This window comes from Aminobacterium mobile DSM 12262, from assembly GCF_000526395.1.
GTDB lineage: Bacteria > Synergistota > Synergistia > Synergistales > Aminobacteriaceae > Aminobacterium > Aminobacterium mobile.
Genome location: NZ_JAFZ01000001.1, coordinates 1014054 through 1032692 on the forward strand (window position 1 = coordinate 1014054; position 18639 = coordinate 1032692).

At 44.3% G+C, this 18639-nt stretch carries 18 protein-coding genes and 1 other RNA gene; 13 read left to right on the forward strand and 6 right to left on the reverse strand.

What is annotated here, in order from left to right; translation table 11 throughout:
- Positions 1-53 precede the first annotated feature (53 nt).
- The 3 genes from K360_RS0104895 to K360_RS0104905 form a co-directional block, all read right to left on the reverse strand.
- Complete coding sequence (locus K360_RS0104895; RefSeq protein WP_024822066.1) at positions 54-779, reverse strand: gamma-glutamyl-gamma-aminobutyrate hydrolase family protein; 726 nt, start codon at positions 777-779, stop codon at positions 54-56.
- Between the two features lie 100 nt (positions 780-879).
- A complete protein-coding gene (locus K360_RS0104900; protein WP_024822067.1) occupies positions 880-2163 on the reverse strand; it encodes an amidohydrolase in 1284 nt (427 codons plus the stop codon).
- Positions 2163-3365 (reverse strand): M20 metallopeptidase family protein, encoded by a 1203-nt coding sequence (locus tag K360_RS0104905; RefSeq protein WP_024822068.1) that lies wholly within the window; start codon positions 3363-3365, stop codon positions 2163-2165. Before K360_RS0104905 ends, K360_RS0104900 begins: the two co-directional genes overlap by 1 nt.
- Before the next feature lie 176 nt (positions 3366-3541).
- On the opposite strand from K360_RS0104905, the gene K360_RS0104910 reads away from it, so the two are divergent.
- Together K360_RS0104910 and ffs are read left to right on the forward strand one after the other, a co-directional pair.
- Positions 3542-3994, forward strand: coding sequence for a YbhB/YbcL family Raf kinase inhibitor-like protein (locus K360_RS0104910; protein WP_024822069.1), 453 nt, complete (start codon positions 3542-3544; stop codon positions 3992-3994).
- Positions 3995-4069: 75 nt separating this feature from the next.
- An RNA gene (gene ffs, locus K360_RS11205) (signal recognition particle sRNA small type) lies at positions 4070-4168 on the forward strand.
- 18 nt (positions 4169-4186) lie between these two features.
- On the opposite strand, the gene K360_RS10555 is transcribed toward ffs, so the two are convergent.
- A complete protein-coding gene (locus K360_RS10555) occupies positions 4187-4534 on the reverse strand; it encodes a metal-sensitive transcriptional regulator (RefSeq protein ID WP_024822070.1) in 348 nt (115 codons plus the stop codon).
- A 228-nt stretch (positions 4535-4762) separates the two neighbouring features.
- Between K360_RS10555 and rpsB the strand changes: the two genes are divergently transcribed.
- The 4 genes from rpsB (at position 4763) to frr (ending at position 7551) form a co-directional block, all read left to right on the forward strand.
- Positions 4763-5563: a 30S ribosomal protein S2 gene (rpsB, locus tag K360_RS0104920; protein WP_024822071.1), complete on the forward strand. Its 801-nt coding sequence runs from the start codon at positions 4763-4765 to the stop codon at positions 5561-5563.
- A gap of 23 nt (positions 5564-5586) precedes the next feature.
- The gene (tsf, locus tag K360_RS0104925; RefSeq protein WP_024822072.1) at positions 5587-6183 is read left to right on the forward strand and encodes a translation elongation factor Ts; all 597 of its coding nucleotides are present in this window, start codon (positions 5587-5589) and stop codon (positions 6181-6183) included.
- Between the two features lie 83 nt (positions 6184-6266).
- Positions 6267-6998 carry a UMP kinase gene (gene pyrH, locus K360_RS0104930; protein ID WP_024822073.1) on the forward strand — a complete coding sequence of 244 codons (732 nt, stop codon included), beginning with the start codon at positions 6267-6269 and terminating at the stop codon, positions 6996-6998.
- On the forward strand, positions 6991-7551 hold the full coding sequence (frr, locus tag K360_RS0104935; RefSeq protein WP_024822074.1) for a ribosome recycling factor: 561 nt from the start codon (positions 6991-6993) through the stop codon (positions 7549-7551). Before pyrH ends, frr begins: the two co-directional genes overlap by 8 nt.
- 89 nt (positions 7552-7640) lie before the next feature.
- Here frr and K360_RS0104940 read toward each other — a convergent pair whose 3' ends face one another.
- Positions 7641-8942, reverse strand: coding sequence for an NCS2 family permease (locus K360_RS0104940; RefSeq protein ID WP_024822075.1), 1302 nt, complete (start codon positions 8940-8942; stop codon positions 7641-7643).
- Positions 8943-9188: 246 nt separating this feature from the next.
- On the opposite strand from K360_RS0104940, the gene K360_RS0104945 reads away from it, so the two are divergent.
- Positions 9189-10169, forward strand: a complete 981-nt coding sequence (locus tag K360_RS0104945; RefSeq protein WP_024822076.1) for a 2-hydroxyacid dehydrogenase — start codon at positions 9189-9191, stop codon at positions 10167-10169.
- 59 nt (positions 10170-10228) lie between these two features.
- Here K360_RS0104945 and K360_RS0104950 read toward each other — a convergent pair whose 3' ends face one another.
- Complete coding sequence (locus K360_RS0104950) at positions 10229-11428, reverse strand: pyridoxal phosphate-dependent aminotransferase (protein ID WP_024822077.1); 1200 nt, start codon at positions 11426-11428, stop codon at positions 10229-10231.
- Between the two features lie 152 nt (positions 11429-11580).
- Here K360_RS0104950 and hpf point away from each other — a divergent pair, with 152 nt between their 5' ends.
- From hpf to K360_RS0104980, 6 genes are all read left to right on the forward strand, one after another.
- A complete protein-coding gene (gene hpf, locus K360_RS0104955) occupies positions 11581-12120 on the forward strand; it encodes a ribosome hibernation-promoting factor, HPF/YfiA family (RefSeq protein ID WP_024822078.1) in 540 nt (179 codons plus the stop codon).
- A 79-nt stretch (positions 12121-12199) separates the two neighbouring features.
- Positions 12200-12553 carry a hydrogenase maturation nickel metallochaperone HypA gene (gene hypA / locus K360_RS0104960; protein ID WP_024822079.1) on the forward strand — a complete coding sequence of 118 codons (354 nt, stop codon included), beginning with the start codon at positions 12200-12202 and terminating at the stop codon, positions 12551-12553.
- Positions 12546-13211: a hydrogenase nickel incorporation protein HypB gene (hypB, locus tag K360_RS0104965; protein WP_024822080.1), complete on the forward strand. Its 666-nt coding sequence runs from the start codon at positions 12546-12548 to the stop codon at positions 13209-13211. Before hypA ends, hypB begins: the two co-directional genes overlap by 8 nt.
- Positions 13202-15184 carry an ATP-dependent helicase gene (locus tag K360_RS0104970; protein ID WP_024822081.1) on the forward strand — a complete coding sequence of 661 codons (1983 nt, stop codon included), beginning with the start codon at positions 13202-13204 and terminating at the stop codon, positions 15182-15184. Before hypB ends, K360_RS0104970 begins: the two co-directional genes overlap by 10 nt.
- A complete protein-coding gene (gene coaE / locus K360_RS10990) occupies positions 15144-16025 on the forward strand; it encodes a dephospho-CoA kinase (protein ID WP_024822082.1) in 882 nt (293 codons plus the stop codon). Before K360_RS0104970 ends, coaE begins: the two co-directional genes overlap by 41 nt.
- A complete protein-coding gene (locus K360_RS0104980) occupies positions 16022-18637 on the forward strand; it encodes a CBS domain-containing protein (protein WP_024822083.1) in 2616 nt (871 codons plus the stop codon). The genes coaE and K360_RS0104980 overlap by 4 nt, the downstream gene beginning before the upstream one ends.
- The last annotated feature ends 2 nt before the right edge of the window (positions 18638-18639 follow it).

An 18639-nucleotide genomic window follows, 5' to 3' on the forward strand; every position in this document is an offset into this window, starting at 1 on the left:
CAGAATACAAACGGAGCGGATTTTTATAATAGGTCCGCTCCGCTTTTTATCGTTTATTGAGAGGATTTTTCTACAAAGTGTTGAAACAGAGGAAGCATAAGATCCGATAGAGAGAGCATCATTTCCGGATGCCACTGTACCCCCATTACGAAAGGATCTCCATCTTTTTCCACAGCTTCTATTACTCCGTCGGCAGCTTGTGCTGTTACCTTGAGACCCTTCCCACAATTTTTGATACTCTGATGGTGATAGCTGTTCACAGCTATTTCATGTGGAAATAGAGATGCGAGAATAGAGCCTGTTGCTATCTTTATAGAGTGGGTGGCTTCACCTCGTGGAGCATCTTGTGAATGTTTTACAAAAAAATTGTCTTTACAGCTAATATCTTGGTAGAGAGATCCTTCCAACGCAACATTAAGAAGCTGCGCTCCTTTACAGATCCCCAGGTAGGGTTTTCGTGCCTCTAGAGCAGCTTGGATTATGGCAAGTTGAGAACGATCGACAGACGCGGACACAAATCCTAATTTTCTCTCGGGCTCTTCTCCGTACAGGAGGGGATTTATGTCGTAACCTCCAGAAACAAGAACGCCATCCACTCTCTCTATCAGGAAAGGAGCCAAACTCAAGTTTTCTACTACAGGTAAAATGACAGGTACCCCCCCTGCTTTTTCTATGGCTTTTGTATAGTCTCTGTTGACATAATTTCGTTCGAGACCTGGCATATCTTCGCTTTTTTCAAAAAGAATATTGCCAATAATGCCGATAACAGGTTTTTTCACAAACGACCATCTCCTTTTCTAGCCCTGTTTATAACAGACATAAAATTTTTCGGAAGGAGGATATCTCCAGGAAATTTTAAATGTTACTCTATGTCGAGTCCTATTGTTTTTTGCTTAAGGTCCTCAAAACGGTGTAAAGAAGATCAACACCCATGGGAAGAACGGTTTCATCGAAATCAAAGCATTCGTTATGATGACCGGCCTTGAGGGTGGATCCAAGAATTATGTATGTTGCTTTCCCACCACGTTCCTGTACCCGTTTCATCATCCATGTGGCATCGTCACTCCCGCCTGGGGCTGCATCTCTCTCTATCTTTGCAAAGGTTCCCATAGAGCGGGCCGCGTCGACAATAATATCCACAATTTCACCATCACTTTGTGTTGTAGTGGCGGAGCCAGTTTCTTGAAGGGTCTTTTCTGTTCCGTACATAATTGCAGCCCCTTCTATAATATCTTTTGCCCGAGAGTAAACATAAGCTGCAATTTCCTCCGTTTCTCCACGAGTTTCCACTTTCATAAGAGCTTTGGGCGGAATAACGTTGCGACCTTCACCTGCCTGTAGGACCCCTACGTTGATTCGTGTCATTCCTCGGGAATGGGGAGCTATGGCATGAAGATTCAGTGCGGCGCTGCATGCCGCCAGGAGAGCGTTTTTCCCGTCTTGCGGAGCGGCTCCGGCGTGGGATGCTTTCCCTATAAAATTCACGTCAAACTTAGTAGTGCATAAGAATCCATGTGTGCCGGCAGTCAGCTTTCCTGTAGGATTTGACATGCCCAAATGAAGGGCAATGAAGTAACTACAATCATCAAGAATGCCTCTATCTGCCATTGCTTTTGCGCCACGTACTCCTTCCTCGGCAGGTTGGAAAATAAGTTTGATTGTCCCTTTGAGGGTACTCTCTTCTCTTTTTAGTATTTCAGCAAGCACGAGGCCCATGGCCGTATGACCATCATGACCACAGGCATGCATAGCACCTGGATTAACAGAGGCAAAACCTTCCTGTACAGGAATATGAGATGAATTTGTCGTTTCTGAAACATCTACAGCATCCATGTCAAAACGCAGAGCTACTACTGGGCCGGGACGCCCTGTTTCCAATATTGCTACAACGCCAGGATATCCTTCCATCTTATTTATCCACTCTCGAAGGCCTCCCTGGTCAAGAGCCCTCTTTGCATGGCGATCTATTATGTCTTTTGAAGGACGTCCCATGATAGAAGGGATGTAAAAAATTTGACGGCCCAATAGGAGTTTTGTGTAGCCTAATCGAAAAAGGCGTTCTGCTACCAATGAAGCAGTGCGAAATTCTGTCCACGCCGTTTCCGGGTATTTATGAAAATCTCTTCTATAAAAAATAAGTTTTTCTGTCAACGCTTTGTCCATTATCTTTTCTCCATTTCCGTCAGTTTTAAAGTGGATAAAACCAAATATTTTACCCCATAGGGGAGAGCGGATTCATCAGGGATAAAACGATTATTATGAAGCATAGGATACTTTTCACATGCTTCTTCCCGAGGGCAACAACCGATCCATGCAAAAACTGCAGGTACTTTTTCGCTGAAAAAAGCGAAATCTTCTCCGCCAAGGTCGGGCATTTTAATGTCGATGAGTCCCCTTTTTCCAACAATTTCTCGAATAACTTCTTTGGCTTTGTTCACTAATTCGACGTTATTCATGAGAGAAGGGTAGCCAAATTTATAATCTACAATTGCTTCTGCGCCAAGGGCCTCTGCCGTCCCCTTTGCCGCACGAGTAATCCATTCAGGCATTTTCCCTCGTGTGCCGGGATCGAAAGTTCTCACCGTTCCATCGAGAAAAACTTCCTCAGGGATAATATTGTAACGGCTTCCACCCTGTATAGTTCCTATAGTAATAACAGCTTGATCGAGAGGGCTCACATTCCTGGAAATTATTGATTGAAGGGCATTGATCACTTGTGCTGAAGCGACAATGGCATCAATGCCTCTTTGAGGAGTGGAGGCGTGAGCCGATCTCCCCTTTATAGTTATATGAAGACGATCTGAAGCGGCAGACATAGCCCCTTCTCGCACTCCAATTGTTCCTGTCTTTAACGTAGGCCATACGTGAATTCCAATCATATAATCTATTGCTGGGTTTTCCAATACCCCGTCTCGAATCATGCCCGGAGCACCGCCTGTAGGGCTGTTTTCCTCTGCCGGTTGGAATATAAATTTAATAACTCCTTTTATGGATCCTTTCAGTTCCGAAAGAATATGAGCGGCTCCTAAAAGCATAGCAGTGTGAGAGTCATGACCGCAGGCATGCATAATTCCGGGATTTTTCGAAGCGAAAGGAACTCCGGTCTTTTCTTCTATGGAGAGAGCGTCCATATCAGCTCGAAGACCGATGGTGGGGCCATTTTGAGAGCCTCGTAACAAACCTACAACTCCTGTGGTTCCTACTCCTGTCCGTACTTCAAGTCCAAGAGAGCGCAATACAGTAGCTACTTTTTCTGCTGTTCGAATTTCCTGGTCGCTGAGTTCGGGATAGGTGTGTATGTCTTTCCAATATGAGAGGTATGTTGAGCGAAAACGTTCTTCCAGAGACAATACTTGCTCGATCATTTTAATAACCCCCTTATGGAGAGATAAAGAGGAACTTTTTTATTTTATCATACAATTTAACTTTAATTTTTTTATGGGAAAATAAAGCATGTTCGAACAAGTACGGGCTTCTCATTGTTGACACATCTTTTTATAATATAAAATATAGTCAATATAGAGAGTGAGGGGGGAACGTCATGAAGTTGGTGTGTAATAGTTTTGAAAACGGAGCAGCTATTCCCCATCATCATGGGCGTCTCTTTGGGAACATCCCGCCTTCTTTGGTGTGGGAAGATGTGCCTGATAATGCTGTGAGTTTGGTGCTTTTCTGCCTTGATCCTGATGCTCTTGCCGGCATATGGACCCATTGGGTAGTCTATAATATTCCGAAAAACAATAATGGGTTGCCACCAGACATGGGGAGGGCCGACGAAACGTCTGATGGGATACGACAGGGTCTCAACAGTTGGGGAGAGATTGGGTATGATGGACCGCAACCTCCTTTCGGTGTTCATCGCTATATCTTCACCCTTTATGCTTTGGATATAGAACTTGGTGTGAAGGGAGGAGCCTCAATTCACTCGGTGGAAAAGGCAATGAAGGGACACATTGTTGGGACGGCAGAACTCATGGGAAAATTTGGAAAGTGACAATAGATAATCAGAAAAGATCTTGCTTCTAAAAGAAAAGACTGTTAGAATACCCGTCGGCGGTCTTCTCCGGGGGGTTCAGCCCTGTGCGGCAGATCCCCGTGAATTCTGTCAGGCCCGGGAGGGAGCAGCAGTAAGCGGAGTGTTCTGGGTGCCACAGGTAGCTGGATCTCCCGGAGAGGGCCGCTCTTTTTATGCTTTTTTTTCGTTCTTCTCTTCATCTTCGTCGTTCTTGAAAACCATCCCTGCGGGAGCGATGTCAATAAGTGCTTCTATGAGTTTTTCAAGGTTGTCCAAGTCAGGGTCTTGGGCTTCGTGAACACATTTGTTGATGTAGTTTTTCAATATTTCAATACAGGCTTTTTGCATGGCTTTTCTCGCTGCAGAAAGCTGAAGGAGCACGTCGTAGCAGGGTTTGTCTTCAAGAATCATTCTTTGAATGCCGCGAAGTTGCCCTTCAACTCTTCGTAACCGGTTAAACATTGCTTTTGCTGCTGGTGACATATCGTCGAGCTTATTAACGAGGGAATTTTTACCCATTGTTGATCCTCCTTAAGAGCGATGTTTTTCACATCTTTATCTGTCTAACAATACAGGGTATATGTTGTTTCTGCAATAGTTGAAGGGGTATCTTCATTTGTGATATACTGTCCGGTGGCCCATATCACACACATGAACTGATGGGGGTGGGGGTGTCTTTGTTTAGCAAGGATCCTGCTTCCAGGCGATGTTTGTGGAGGGAAAACCAAATATCAGGAGGAATATGCTATGTCTGTAGTAAGTATGAAACAGCTTCTTGAATGTGGCGTCCACTTTGGACACCAGACGAGACGGTGGAATCCTAAGATGAAGCCGTATATTTTTACTGAAAGAAACGGAGTCTATATTATTGACCTTCAGAAGACAGTGAGAGGGTTGGAGAAGGCGTATAGTTTCGTACGTGAAATTTCTGAAAATGGTGGTTCGGTTCTTTTCGTGGGAACCAAACGGCAGGCTCAGGATACAATTCGAGAAGAAGCTATGCGCTGTGGGCAATATTATATAAACCAGCGCTGGCTGGGTGGACTTCTTACTAACTTCTCCACCATTCGGAAACGGGTCAACAGAATGATTGAGCTTCGTCGTTTGACAGAGAACGATACATGGGAGGATCTTCCTAAAAAAGAAGTAGTTCTTCTCAAAAAAGAGTTAGCCAAACTTGAAAAATATTTGAGTGGTATCGCTGGGATGAAGGCTCTTCCAGATGCCCTCTTCCTTATCGATCCGCGAAGAGAAGAAATAGCTGTTCTTGAGGCTAAGAAACTTATGATTCCTGTGATTGCCATCGTCGATACAAATTGTGACCCTGAAATGATCGATTATCCTATCCCGGGCAATGATGATGCTATTCGGGCTATAAAGTTGATTTCTGGCCTCATGGCAGATGCTGTAATTGAAGGGAAACAGGGAGTGGATGCCGCAGTTGAAGGGCATGAGGCAGCTGAGGGACAGGAAGAAGTTGGCGAAAAAGACATTATCGAGGTTCGAGAGCGTCTTCTTGAGACTTATGACGATAGCGAAGAAGAATAATAATTAAGGAGGACGTATTAAGCATGGCGGATATTAGTGCATCTGCAGTAAGAGAACTCAGAGAACGTACCGGGGCAGGCATGATGGATTGTAAACATGCCCTTGTAGAGACAAATGGCGATATGGAAAAGGCTATTGATTTCCTTCGTGAAAAGGGAATTGCGAAGGCCGCAAAGAAAGCGGCTCGTACAGCTGCAGATGGTAGGGTTTTCTGCTATTTGCACACCAACGCCAAAATTGCCTCCATGGTTGAGTTGAATTGTGAGACTGACTTCGTGGCGAAGACCGATGAGTTCCAGGAGCTTGGACATGAATTGGCTATGCAGGTGGCAGCTACTGCACCTTTATATATAGATCCTGAAGAGATTCCTACCGAGGTTCTGGATAGAGAGAAAGATATCTATCGTCAGCAAGCTCTTGACGAGGGGAAACCTGAGAAGATCGTAGATAAGATAGCGGAAGGGAAGGTTCAGAAGTATTACGAAACAGTCTGTCTTCTTGAACAGCCCTACATCCGTGATGGAGATAAGAAAGTTAAAGATTTGGTTATAGCAAACATAGCCAAACTGGGCGAAAATATAAAGGTTGGAAAAATCGCCCGATTTGCTATTGGCGAATAAAAAAACAGGGGCGAGGTCGATATTCAGGACCTCGCCTTTTTTGTGTTTGTTGATTGTTAGGGAATAGATGGAGGATTTAGAGCATGTTCAAACGGGTGTTACTGAAGCTATCAGGAGAGGTTTTAGCTGGAACGAAGGCTTTTGGGCTTGATTTTGAAGCGATACGCTCTATATGTGAAGAAATAGCGGAGGTAGCGAATTCTGGCATAGAGATAGCCATGGTTGTTGGTGGCGGTAATATGCTTCGCGGCAGAGATGTGGAGACAATGGGTATAGAGAGAGCTCAAGCTGATTATATGGGGATGCTAGCTACTGTTATTAATGCTCTTGCCCTTCAGGATACATTAGAAAAACTAGGTGTTCCTACTCGGGTTCAGACTGCTGTAGAAATGCGTCAGATAGCAGAGCCCTATATTCGGAGACGAGCTATCCGCCATCTTGAAAAAGAGAGAATCGTTATTTTCGCTGGTGGAACTGGGTCGCCTTACTTTTCAACCGATACTGCGGCGGCTCTTCGCGCTGCTGAGGTAGGGGCCGATTGTTTGTTGAAAGCTACAAAGGTAAATGGTATATATAATGAAGATCCGGAGAAAAACCCAAACGCAATTCTTTTACATAGAATAACCTACATGGATGCATTGCAGAAGCAATTAGAAATAATGGACGCGGCGGCTTTTTCTTTATGTATGGAAAATAAGATTCCAATAGTGGTTTTAAATGTTTTGAAAAAAGGTAATTTGAGCGACTTCTTGCTTCATGGGAAAAAAGTTGGCACCATAGTCTCGACGGGGAAGGAGGAGTTTTATAGTGCCTAAACAAGAAATTTCAACAATGAAAGAAAAGATGGAGAAAGCTGTTGAACACCTAAAGGAAGAATATATCGGTATTCGAACAGGTCGTGCCCACCCAGGGCTTGTGAACGATATTAAGGTCGATTATTACGGGACCCAGACCCCTATTAAGCAACTTGCCACAGTTTCTGTGCCCGAAGCCAGGCAGATTGTAATAGCTCCCTTCGATAAGTCGATATTGAAAGGGATAGAGAAGGCCATTCAGGCCTCTTCTCTTGGCATTAATCCTCAAAATGATGGAGAGATCATTCGGTTAACCCTTCCTGAACTCACGAAGGAGCGGCGTATGGAGCTTTCGAAAGTAGTGGCTAAATATGCTGAGGAAGCTAAAATAGCGATTCGTAATCTTCGTCGTGATACGAACGATACTCTGAAAAAGATGGAAAAAGATTCACTGATTAGTGAGGATGATCAGCGGAAATATACTAAAGACGTACAAGATGTTACAGACGAGTATATTCGTAAAATTGATGAGATTTTGAAAAACAAAGATAAGGAAATTTTAGAAGGAGATTAATGTATTTGGGTTTTCTCTTTTAATTTTAAAGGGCCTCGCGTAACGAAGCGAGGCCCTTCTTTTTATTGTACGTGCGGTGTCCTGATAGTTTAGAAGAATACTTCCTTTAAGATAAAAACAAGGAAGAGGAGGAACATCATGGGGCTAATCTCTTTTTTCCGTCCTGTACAGATTTTTATAATTACAAAACTAATGACACCAAACTCAATTCCAGCAGCGATGCTATAGCTGAAAGGCATCGTGAAAATAGCGATGCATGCAGGAACGATATCTGTCCATTCGCCGAAATCGAAGCCCTTGAGACTCATCATCATAAAGATACCCACCATTATCAAGGCTGGGGCTGTAGCACATGGTGGCACAACAGCTACGATGGGGCTGAAGAAAAGAGCGAGCAAAAAGAGAATAGCCGTAACGAGAGATGTGAGCCCAGTTCGCCCTCCCTGTTCTACACCGCTAGCGCTCTCAACAAAAGAAGTGACAGTAGAGGTTCCAAGAATGGCTCCGGCCACAGTCCCTACCGCGTCTGCGAGCAGAGCTTCTTTTGCTCGTGGTAAATTCCCCTCTTTGTCAAGCATGCCTGCTCTGTTTGTAACTCCTACCAGAGTTCCCACAGTGTCAAAGAAATCTACGAAGAAAAAGGTAAAGACAATAATCCAGAAATCAGCATTCCAGAAAGCAGAAAAATCGAGCTTGCCTACTATAGGAGCAATGGAAGGAGGCATAGAAATAATCCCTGAAGGCATGGATGTTACGCCGAAGGGAATGCTTAGAGCGGTGATAATCAAAATCCCCCAAAGAATAGACCCACGAACTTTACGAGCTTCCAAGATTACCATGAGAAAAAATCCGGCAATAGCGAGGAGAGCGGAAGGGCTTTTTAAATTCCCCATCCCTACAAGTACTGCATCATTTTTCACTATAATGCCGGCACTTTGGAGGCCTATGAAAGTTATGAAAAAGCCGATGCCTGTGGATATACCGATCTTAAGAGAGGTGGGGATAGCATTTACTACTTCTTCGCGGATGCGGGTGAGAGTTAATGCTACAAAAATAACTCCTTCAGTAAAGATAGCAGCTAAGGCTGTTTGCCAGCTTATGCCCATGTTGAGGACTACGCCAAAAGCAAAAAAAGCATTGAGCCCCATACCCACAGAGAGGGCGATAGGGTAATTAGCCAGAAAAGCCATAAGTAATGTGGCAAAAGCACTGGCCAGACACGTAGCCGACATAACAGGGCCAAAAGGCATTCCCGCTTTTGACATAATGTCAGGATTGACGAAAATAATGTACGCCATCGTCATAAAGGTGGTTACTCCAGCTAATATTTCTGTACGAGCGTTACTACCAGCTTCTCGTACCTTAAAAAAACTTTCGAGCCATGAAGCCATATCAAAGAAACCTCCCATTTAAATAAGGTTGTAAAGGTTAAAATAGAGACAGTGGGAAGTATAATCCAAACTTTTATAAAATACAACAATCTAAAGTAAAGAGTTCCAGAGAATATGTGAGTTTTATCCACTGTCCCAGTATGAAAATTAAAGTAGAAAACTATTTATATACCTTTCGTTGTATCTGTTAGTTGTAAAATCCTGTTACAATAAAAGTCGAATGAAGTATCAATGGAGGTGACCCTTTTGGCTTTACCGAAAGTGTATGTAAGTCAGCGTATATTGAAAGAGGGCAGAGACATTTTAGAGGGGCAGGTCTCTTATCGTATGTGGGAAGGAGAAGGTGCCCCAGACAGAGACATTTTATTACGAGAGGTTCAATTTATAGATGGACTTCTTTCCATGCCGGCTGACAAAATTGACGAAGAGTTTTTTCAACAAGCTCCTCATCTTAAGGTGGTAAGTCAGCATGCTGTTGGATTCGATAATATAGATATTGAAGCGGCAACTCGTCATGGAGTTCTTATTTGCAATACTCCAGACGTCTTGACTGATGCTACAGCGGATTTGGCTTTTACGCTTCTTCTAGCTGTAGCTCGACGTCTTGTAGAGTGCAGTGGATATTTGAGAAGAGGGGAATGGAGAACGTGGTATCCTGATATGTGGCTTGGTATGGATACTGCTCGAAAAACCCTTGGTATTATTGGGTTTGGAAAAATCGGACAAGCTATGGCACGGCGAGGCCGGGGTTTTGGCATGTCTATTGTATATTTTAACCCGTCTCCTAAACCAGAGGCAGAGAAAGAGTTAGGGGCGAGACGTGTTTCTCTAGATGAATTATTACGCATATCAGATTATGTTTCTATCCATTGTCCTTTAACGTCAGAGACGCGAGGACTTATAGGAGAAGCAGAGCTTAAAAAGATGAAATCAACGGCTATTCTTATTAATACAGCGAGGGGATTGGTTGTGGATCAACGAGCTTTGTATAAAGCTTTATCGGAGAAGTGGTTATGGGGTGCGGGGCTTGATGTTTTTGAAGTCGAGCCCGTTCCCGCAGATGAACCATTGCTTTCCTTGTCTAACGTTACGGTTATGCCTCACATGGGAAGTGCCACTTTAGATTCTCGTGGAGGCATGAGTCGGCTGGCAGCTCAAAATCTTATTGACGCATTGCAAGGGCGACGTCCAGCTTATGTAGTTAATCCTGAAGTTTTGGATAGGTAAAAAATAAAAGAGAGAGGCAGCACAAAACCGTCTCTCTCTTCCTCAAAAACTGTAAGGTTTTATTTGAGTTCTTCTAGGAACTCTTTTAATCGCTTCATTCCATCCCGAATCTCTTCGCTAGAGTTGGAATAGGAAACCCTCATATTTCCAGGTACCATGAAAGCTGCTCCAGGCACTCCAGCCACTCCAGCCACATATTTACTTTCCAAAAGCGCCGTGCAAAATGAACCATCATCTGTAATAGTACGGTTGTCATGCTTTTTCCCTAAGGTGTTTTTCACGTCGATCCAAACATAGAAAGCACCGCGGGGTTCTTGGAAGGAGATGAGGGGCATATCTTTCAAAAGACTGATAATAAGATCCCGCCGCTTGCTAAACTCTCCATGCATGGCTTGTACGTCCTTTTCTGCCCCTCTAAGAGCGCCGAGGGCGGCCCACTGGGCTATAGAGCATGCATTGGAAGTAAGATGCCCCTGGAAAGAACCCATCTTGGCAATAATCTCTGCAGGGCCGAGAGCGTAACCAATACGCCACCCTGTCATGGCAAAAGCTTTGCTTACTCCATTTATGATGATTGTCAAATCTTTAGCTTCTGGGCAGAGATTCAAAATTTGGTGATGCTTCGCCTCTCCATAGACCAGTCGTTCATAGATTTCATCATAAATAATAACAATATTATGTTTTATAGCTAAATCGGCAAGTCCCTTAAGAGTTTTTTCGTCGTAAACGGCTCCGGTGGGATTGTTGGGAGAATTAATCATCATGCAGCGTGTTTTTGAGGTTATAGCCTTTCGTACCCTTTCCAAATCCGGAACGAATCCTGTATCAGATGTATCGATTAGCACAGCCTTGCCTTCAAAAAGGCGAATTTGCTCCACGTAACTGACCCATGCAGGTGTAAATACCAGTACCTCATCACCAGGGTCCACTGTACAGCCCAAAGCTTCGTAAAGAAGGGGTTTTGCTCCTGCTCCGATGAGAACCTGATTGCTTTCGTAGCTAAGATTAAAGTGGCTCTTGTAATAGTTGCAGACTTCTTCCTTCAGTTCAGGGATCCCAGAGGCCGGAGTGTAGTGTGTCTGCCCTTTTTCCATAGCGGTATGGGCGTATTCCAGTGCTGAAGCAGGGGATTGAAAATCAGGCTCTCCTGCACCAAAAGAAATAACAGGTTTCCCCTCTCTTTTGAGGGCTTTGGCTTTGGCTACTACTGCGAGAGTGGCCGATGGTTCCATTCTGCGTGCCCGCTCTGAAATGTGCATTATCTATCAACTCCTGATTATGATGGTGATGATATAGCTACAATAGATATTATACCGATGAGAGGGAGGGGATACCAGCCCTCTTTATTGCCCATATGTTGTGACAATGTTAGAATATTTGTGATCAGAGCTAGTAGATTGGAGGGATGTTTATGGACGTACGCTTTGTAGCGCGAAATGCTGTTATTGACGACGAGCTCCGAGATTATATGAGGGGAAAGATGTCAAAGCTAGATAAGTTTTTTAGCCGCATCCTTGATAATCAGGTTTTGGTGAGCTTCGGTCGGGGGATGTACAATGTGGAAGTTACCTCCAACGCCAACGGAGTCATTATGAGGAGCGAGGAGAATTCTCCTGATATGAGGAAAGCTTTCGATAAGGCCATGAAAAATATCGAACGTCAAATTAAGCGCCATAACGACTACCTCAAAGACAGAGCACAGCTCAAGACACACGATGTTTCTTTTAATCTAGAGGGATTCCCGGAAGTTGAAACTGTTCCCCTCGTAGAAGAAGAAATAGTCAAAGTAAAAAGATTTCCTCTACGGCCCATGACAGCTAAAGAGGCTACGATGCAAATGGATCTTCTCGGACATGAGTTTTTCCTCTTTAAGAATGTGGAGACAGGTGCGGTAAATGTGGTGTATAGAAGGAAAAACGGAGGGTTTGGTCTTCTCGAGCCTATCGATTGATCGGGCGACTTTTAGAAAGGTATGAAAGGCCCCTTGCGGGGGCCTTTTTTTCTGATACATCCCGACTGGGGGCGATCCTATGCACGAGATGTCTCTGGTTGAAGCTGTTATAGAGACTCTTTTAGAGTTACAAAAATCTCATGAATGGAATCATATTAGTAAGGTTACTCTTCACGTTGGAGCTATGAGGCAAGTGATCCCTGATGTCATGTCTTTTGCGTTTCTTATAGCCACAAAAGATACGCCTCTTGCAGGGGCTAAAATGGAGATCATAGAGATTCCCATGAGTTTTAAGTGTAAAAAATGTGACAGAAAATGGGGAGAAGATCAAATGGATTTCGTCTGTCCTCATTGTGGTTCTTTGGATGTTGACGTTTTGTCGGGTATGGAGTTGGATATAGAGTCAGTGGAGGTGGAAGAAGAACATGGCTAAAATCTATAAGATTCAACAGTCCGTCATGGCAGCTGATGAAGAGTATGCCCAGCAGATTCGAAAAGAGATGTCTCGTCGAGGTCTTTTGGTTATTAATATTATAGGGTCCCCAGGGGCCGGGAAAACTACGCTACTTGAAGCGACAAAAGATAAAGCTCCCTTCTCTTTTGCTGTTATTGAAGGTGATATAGCCACTTCTCGAGATGCGGAACGTCTTTCAAAGTTGGGAGTTCCTTCAATTCAGATTAACACTCATGGGGGATGCCATCTTGAGGCGAATTTAGTGAAAAAAGCTCTCGAAGAGTTGCCTCTCGAAGATATCGATGTGATCTTTATAGAAAATGTGGGGAATTTAGTCTGTCCCGCAGAATTTGATATAGGTGAGGACTGGAAAGTAGCAGTGAGCAGTATTCCAGAAGGTGCCGACAAACCTTTGAAGTACCCGCATCTGTTTTCCGAAGCCAAAGCTGTTCTTCTTACAAAGGTAGATCTCGTTCCTTACGTTCCCTTTGATATGGATTTATATAAGAATGATCTTTTTCACTTAAATCCCAATGTAGAATGTATTGAGATAGAAGCGTTGACAGGCAAGGGTATTCAGAAGTGGGTATCCTTGGTGGAGAAATTATTAAAGGAGAAGCGTTCTGAATGTCTGTAAATGACCCTATTTTAGAGAAGTTGAATCCGCGGCAACAGGAGGCTGTTTCTTATTGCGACGGTCCATTACTCGTTCTTGCTGGAGCAGGAAGTGGCAAAACAAGAGTTTTAACTCATAAAGTAGCCTACCTTATTAATAAGGGATATGCCTCCCCGCGGGGGATACTTGCTGTAACGTTCACGAATAAAGCAGCCCGGGAAATGAAAGAGCGTGTAATATCCCTAATCGGAGATTCTGCGGCTATAATGCAAGTGAGTACTTTCCATTCTTATGGCCTTCATTTTCTTTTTCGAAATAGCGACCAGCTAGAATTTCTTGGCCTCAAAAAAGGTTTTGCTATTTTTGATCGTAACGATAGCCGATCTCTCGTGAAGAAAGTAATGGAGGAATTGCGCCTCGATCCGAAACAAATTGATCCATCCCATGTTCTTGATAGAATTTCGAAGGCAAAAACAGAAGGAAATCCTAAAACTTTAGAGCCTTTAGGATTGGAGGGCATAGAACATCAAGTTTATAGCCTATACAATGAAGAGTTGAGGAAGCAGAATGCTATAGATTTTGATGATCTCCTGATCCTCCCCCTCCATCTTTTAACTGTTGATAGCGACCTTCGAAAGAGGGAGCAGGAACGGCTTGATTGGATTTTGGTCGATGAATATCAGGACGTAAATAAGCCTCAATATCTTCTTTTACGCCGTCTTATAGGTACTTCAGGTCGAATTATGGTTGTAGGAGATCCAGACCAATCTATTTATGGATGGCGAGGGGCTGATATGACCATGATCCTTAACTTCGAGAAAGATTTCCCTGCTGCGAAAGTGGTGGTCTTGGATCAGAATTATCGATCCACAGGAAATATTCTGAAAGCTGCAAACTCAGTGATTATGAGCAACGAGCGGCGCAGGAAGAAGAATCTGTGGACAGCCCGAGATATGGGAGATAAAATACGCGTCCTTCTTTCACCTAACGAATATAAAGAAGCTGAATTTATTATGTCGGAAATAAAAAAACTTCATGATTTTCAAGGATATAAATATGGCGATATGGCAATTCTTTATCGCATTAATGCTATGAGCCGAATTTACGAGCAGAAATGCATAGAGCGGGGCGTTCCCTATCGTGTTGTGAGGGGTACGGCGTTTTATGACAGAAAAGAAATAAAAGAAATGCTTTCTTATATGCGTCTTGCTGTGAATCCGGCAGACTTGGCTTCTTTGTCAAGGGTAGCCAATGTTCCGGCGCGAGGGCTTGGAAAGAAAAGCCTGGAAAAGCTGGGTGAAACTCTCGGTTCTCTTTCTGCAATGGAAGCCCATCAAATTTGGGCGGTCATAGAGGAGGGGAAAGAACTTACCCTTTCGGGGAAAGCACGTGCAGGGGCTATGGAACTAGCTCTTCATATGTCGGCTATTTTAAAGAAATCCCAAAACTTCCAGGATGTGTTGCTTTATATCCTTGACGGCATTGGTTATCAGGAGCAACTGAAAAAAGATGATCCTGAAGGATGGGAAGAGCGAGTGGAAAACATCCGCGAGCTGGGGTCTCTTGTTTCTTCAGGGGGGGATCTTGCTGAAGTGTTGGCGGAGGTGGCTCTCTTTACAGATTTGGAAACTACGGATTTGGGAGATTTAGGTGCAGTAAACTTTTTGACACTTCATGCGGCTAAAGGATTGGAATTCCCAGTAGTGTTCCTTGTGGGGCTGGAAGAAGCTATCTTCCCTCATTTTAAGTGTATGGAAGACCAAGAAAGCCTTGAAGAAGAGCGTCGTCTCTGCTATGTGGGCATGACACGTGCGGAAGAAAAACTTTATATGACAGGAGCACGGAGTCGCCGGCTCTTTGGTTCTGTTTTCAGAAACGGCTTGTCTCGTTTCCTTTGGGAGATTCCCGACGGGAATAAAGAAGTTGAAGACCAAGGCGAGGAGGAGATGTCCTATGCTGGTTTTGGGCGTGACAGGAGACGTAGGGGCTGGTAAATCTACTGTCGCTGGTCTTTGGAAAAATCACGGGGCTTCTATTATTGACGCAGATTGTATAATCCATGAAATATGGAAAGAACCCAGAGTCCTAAAAAGAGTGGAAGAGCGATGGGGAAGTTGCGTTTTTTATCATAATGGCAGCATCAATCCATCAGAGATCGCTTCTCGTATTTTTGCTGACCCCAAAGAATACGAGTGGCTTTGTTCTATTCTCCATCCTATGGTTCGTAAAGAGATGGAACGTCGGATGTTTGCTCTTCGAGGATGGATTGTAGCAGAGATTCCGCTCCTTTTTGAGAATAGTGTGCCGTGGTGGGTAGATTATACAGTGTATGTGACGGCATCTACGTCAACGAGACTTTCTCGGAACGTTTCGCGTGGATGGAATGAGGAAGAGATAGAACGTCGAGAGCGTTTCCTTATGAATACTGAAGAAAAACAGGCTATGGCTGATCTTGTGATACAGAATGAGGGGTCTTTAGAGAGTCTTGAAGAGTCTTTGTTGCGATATGCCGTTGCGTTTAAAAAAATGGCGGCTCTTTGTGTTATTCAGGCGTATAGCTCTGATGAAAAGAGTCTTCGCCGTGCGGCTGTTCGCCTGGGAGCCTCTGGCTGGGCTTCGAGGGTGGAGGTGCAGCCTTTAGTCAATGCTCTTATGCAAAATGGTCGATTATCTATGGGAAAGCGCTATTTGTTGCGAGCTTATTCTTGTGAATTTTACTGGAGATTTGTAGAGGAACTACTGAAAAACGAGGGCGTGAATGAAGTGGAGCTCCTTCATGTTCCGCGTCTATCAGCGGCCCTTCGAAATGATTTAGTGGAGGAAATGAACGGTTGAAAGTTATAACGAGCCATATGGGGAACGATTTTGATTCCATAGCAAGTATGGTTGCCGCTTCGAAACTTTATCCCGACGCCATACTCTCTCTTTCTGGCTCTACAAGCCGGACGGTTCGGGATTTTTTGCGAAAATTTCCTCGTCGCTGGCCTATTGTGACTCCCCGAAAAATTAGGAAAGATGAGATTACTCAGCTCATTGTAGTTGATACCCGTTCCCGGTCGCGCATCGGTCCTTTCGCAACTCTTTTGGGGAAAAAAGATGTTATTGTTCATGTTTATGATCATCATCCTCCCTCCGCCGATGATATTGACGGAGAGCTGATAGTTATAGATCCTATAGGTGCCACTACTACCTTGTTGGTTGAAATTCTTTTTGAACGGCAAATCCCCATTACGCCTCAAGAAGCGACGCTTTTCGCTATGGGAATATATGAAGATACAGGCGGACTGACTTTCGGGGGAACGACTGAAAGAGATTTTGCTGCTATATCTCGGCTTAAAGAGATAGGGGCCGATTTGACTATTATTCCTTCCCATATTGAAATGAGCTTTTCTGCTTCGGAGCGGCGAATTCTCGACTTATTAATTGAAAATGCATGGGTTCGCTATATTAACGGGGCCAGGGTTGTACTTTCTTTTACCTCTTCCCCAATATATATAGATGGGTTATCCCTTTTCGTTCATCGGCTTCGAGACTATTTCGATGCGGATGTAGCCTTGGCTGCTGTTAAGATGGAGAAGAGGACATATGTAGTGGCGAGAAGTCACGAGAAGGTGCTTGATGTTTCTCAGTTTTTAGCTCATCTGGGAGGAGGGGGGCATCCTCAGGCCTCGTCTGTAACGCTTCATAATGTTCGTCCGCTCTCTATTCTAGAGAGCCTTGAGAAAAAACTAGAGGAATCCATTCAACCTCGCTTAACCGTTGAAGACATTATGACAAGTCCTGTCATGGCGGTAGAACCTGATTCTTCAGTGAATGATGCATATAGAATCATGATTCGTTATGGACATTCAGCCCTTCCGGTTGTACGAGGAGACACTCTAATAGGTATTATTACCCGAAAGGACCTTGATAAGGCTCAACTTCACGGTTTTGGCCTGGCTCTTGTAAAAGAATTTATGACAGAGGGTGTTATCTCTATTTCAAAAGAGGCATCTATAGCGGAAGCTCACCGTATCCTGGTTTTTCACAATATAGGAAGATTGCCTGTTTTGGATGGGAAGATTCTTGTTGGTATTGTAACTCGCACTGATCTTGTTCGCGCACTTTATCCAGAATCCCTTCCGCCGGAAGAGCGAAAAATAGCTTCAGAGCTTCCATGGTCGGCCGATCTTTCCGACCTGTTGATGGTTCGACTGGCACCCCCACAACAGGCTATATTGCAGAAACTGGGAGAACGTGCGCAGACCCTTGGTATGAAAGCATATATTGTGGGCGGAATTGTACGGGATCTTATGTTGGGCCGAGAGGGTCTCGATTTAGATGTGGTGGTGGAAGGCAGCGCGGTGGATTTTTTGAAAAGTCTGGATTGGGAGGGATGTCGAGTTTCTGTTCATGAACGTTATAAAACAGGAACGCTTATTTTCCCTGATGGAATGAAGGTTGATGTGGCAACAGCGAGACGGGAGTTTTATGAATATCCCCTCGCCCAACCCAAAGTGGCAAGTGATTCATTGAAACACGACCTGTATCGCCGCGATTTTACTATTAATGCCATGGCTATTTCCATTACCCCTGATACATGGGGAACTCTGATAGATTATTTTGGTGGCCGCCGAGACCTGAAGAAAAAGGTACTGAAGGTTTTGCATAACTTAAGTTTCGTAGAGGATCCAACTCGCGTTATTCGTGGAATTCGCTTAGAACAACGGCTTGGTTTCCGCATGGAGGATAATACGTTGCGCCTTCTGAAAAGTTGCTTGAGGGGGGGGCTCCTTTCGAGGTTGTCCGGGTTTCGTCTGCGAAGCGAGCTGGAACTTTTATTTCAGGAAAAAGCTCCTTATCCGGGAATGAAACGAATGGCCGAGTTAGGAGCTTGGGATATTTTATTTCCAGGAATACGGATTGGAAATGTAGTTATTCGTACATTCCGTCGCCTTTCGGCTTTTCTCATCCGCATTTCCAGAGATTTCCCAGATTTTAAGGGAGCAGAGTGGCTTGCTTTCCTCGCAGCTCTTGTTATGGAGTCGTCTGAGAGTCTTCAATTTTCTGTCTTAGATCGCTTGAACCTGTCTCCTAAAGAGCGGGAAATTATGGAGGAGTCTCTTCAGGGGCTTCGTACAGCTGATCAAGAGCTCGGAGGAAGAGCCGCTAGAAAAAACTCAGAAATTTATCACTATTTAAAGGAAGTTTCTCCAGTAGCAGCCCTTTTCTGGAGTGCAGCGACAGAGAGATGGAGAGTGCGTCGGCGAATACTTTTGTATCTCTCTCGACTGCACAGTACGCATAGCAGCCTCACTGGACATGATTTGATCCGGATGGGATATAAAGGAGGCCCTAGCCTGGGGCGTATCCTTTCTAAACTGAAGGATAGTTGCCTTGATGAGGAGCTACCATCTCGAGAAGAAGAGCTGATATGGCTTGAAACCCATTTCCCTAAAGGAGAGTGAGA

Excerpts from the sequence above, each read along its gene's own strand:
- K360_RS0104970 (WP_024822081.1), top strand. The coding sequence starts at position 13,202 with ATGTCTGTAAATGACCCTATTTTAGAGAAGTTGAATCCGCGGCAACAG.
- rpsB (WP_024822071.1), top strand. The coding sequence starts at position 4,763 with ATGTCTGTAGTAAGTATGAAACAGCTTCTTGAATGTGGCGTCCACTTT.
- K360_RS0104950 (WP_024822077.1), bottom strand. The coding sequence starts at position 11,428 with ATGCACATTTCAGAGCGGGCACGCAGAATGGAACCATCGGCCACTCTC.
- K360_RS0104905 (WP_024822068.1), bottom strand. The coding sequence starts at position 3,365 with ATGATCGAGCAAGTATTGTCTCTGGAAGAACGTTTTCGCTCAACATAC.
- hpf (WP_024822078.1), top strand. The coding sequence starts at position 11,581 with ATGGACGTACGCTTTGTAGCGCGAAATGCTGTTATTGACGACGAGCTC.
- K360_RS10555 (WP_024822070.1), bottom strand. The coding sequence starts at position 4,534 with ATGGGTAAAAATTCCCTCGTTAATAAGCTCGACGATATGTCACCAGCA.
- pyrH (WP_024822073.1), top strand. The coding sequence starts at position 6,267 with ATGTTCAAACGGGTGTTACTGAAGCTATCAGGAGAGGTTTTAGCTGGA.
- hypB (WP_024822080.1), top strand. The coding sequence starts at position 12,546 with ATGGCTAAAATCTATAAGATTCAACAGTCCGTCATGGCAGCTGATGAA.
- K360_RS0104940 (WP_024822075.1), bottom strand. The coding sequence starts at position 8,942 with ATGGCTTCATGGCTCGAAAGTTTTTTTAAGGTACGAGAAGCTGGTAGT.
- hypA (WP_024822079.1), top strand. The coding sequence starts at position 12,200 with ATGCACGAGATGTCTCTGGTTGAAGCTGTTATAGAGACTCTTTTAGAG.
- coaE (WP_024822082.1), top strand. The coding sequence starts at position 15,144 with ATGCTGGTTTTGGGCGTGACAGGAGACGTAGGGGCTGGTAAATCTACT.
- K360_RS0104900 (WP_024822067.1), bottom strand. The coding sequence starts at position 2,163 with ATGGACAAAGCGTTGACAGAAAAACTTATTTTTTATAGAAGAGATTTT.
- tsf (WP_024822072.1), top strand. The coding sequence starts at position 5,587 with ATGGCGGATATTAGTGCATCTGCAGTAAGAGAACTCAGAGAACGTACC.
- K360_RS0104910 (WP_024822069.1), top strand. The coding sequence starts at position 3,542 with ATGAAGTTGGTGTGTAATAGTTTTGAAAACGGAGCAGCTATTCCCCAT.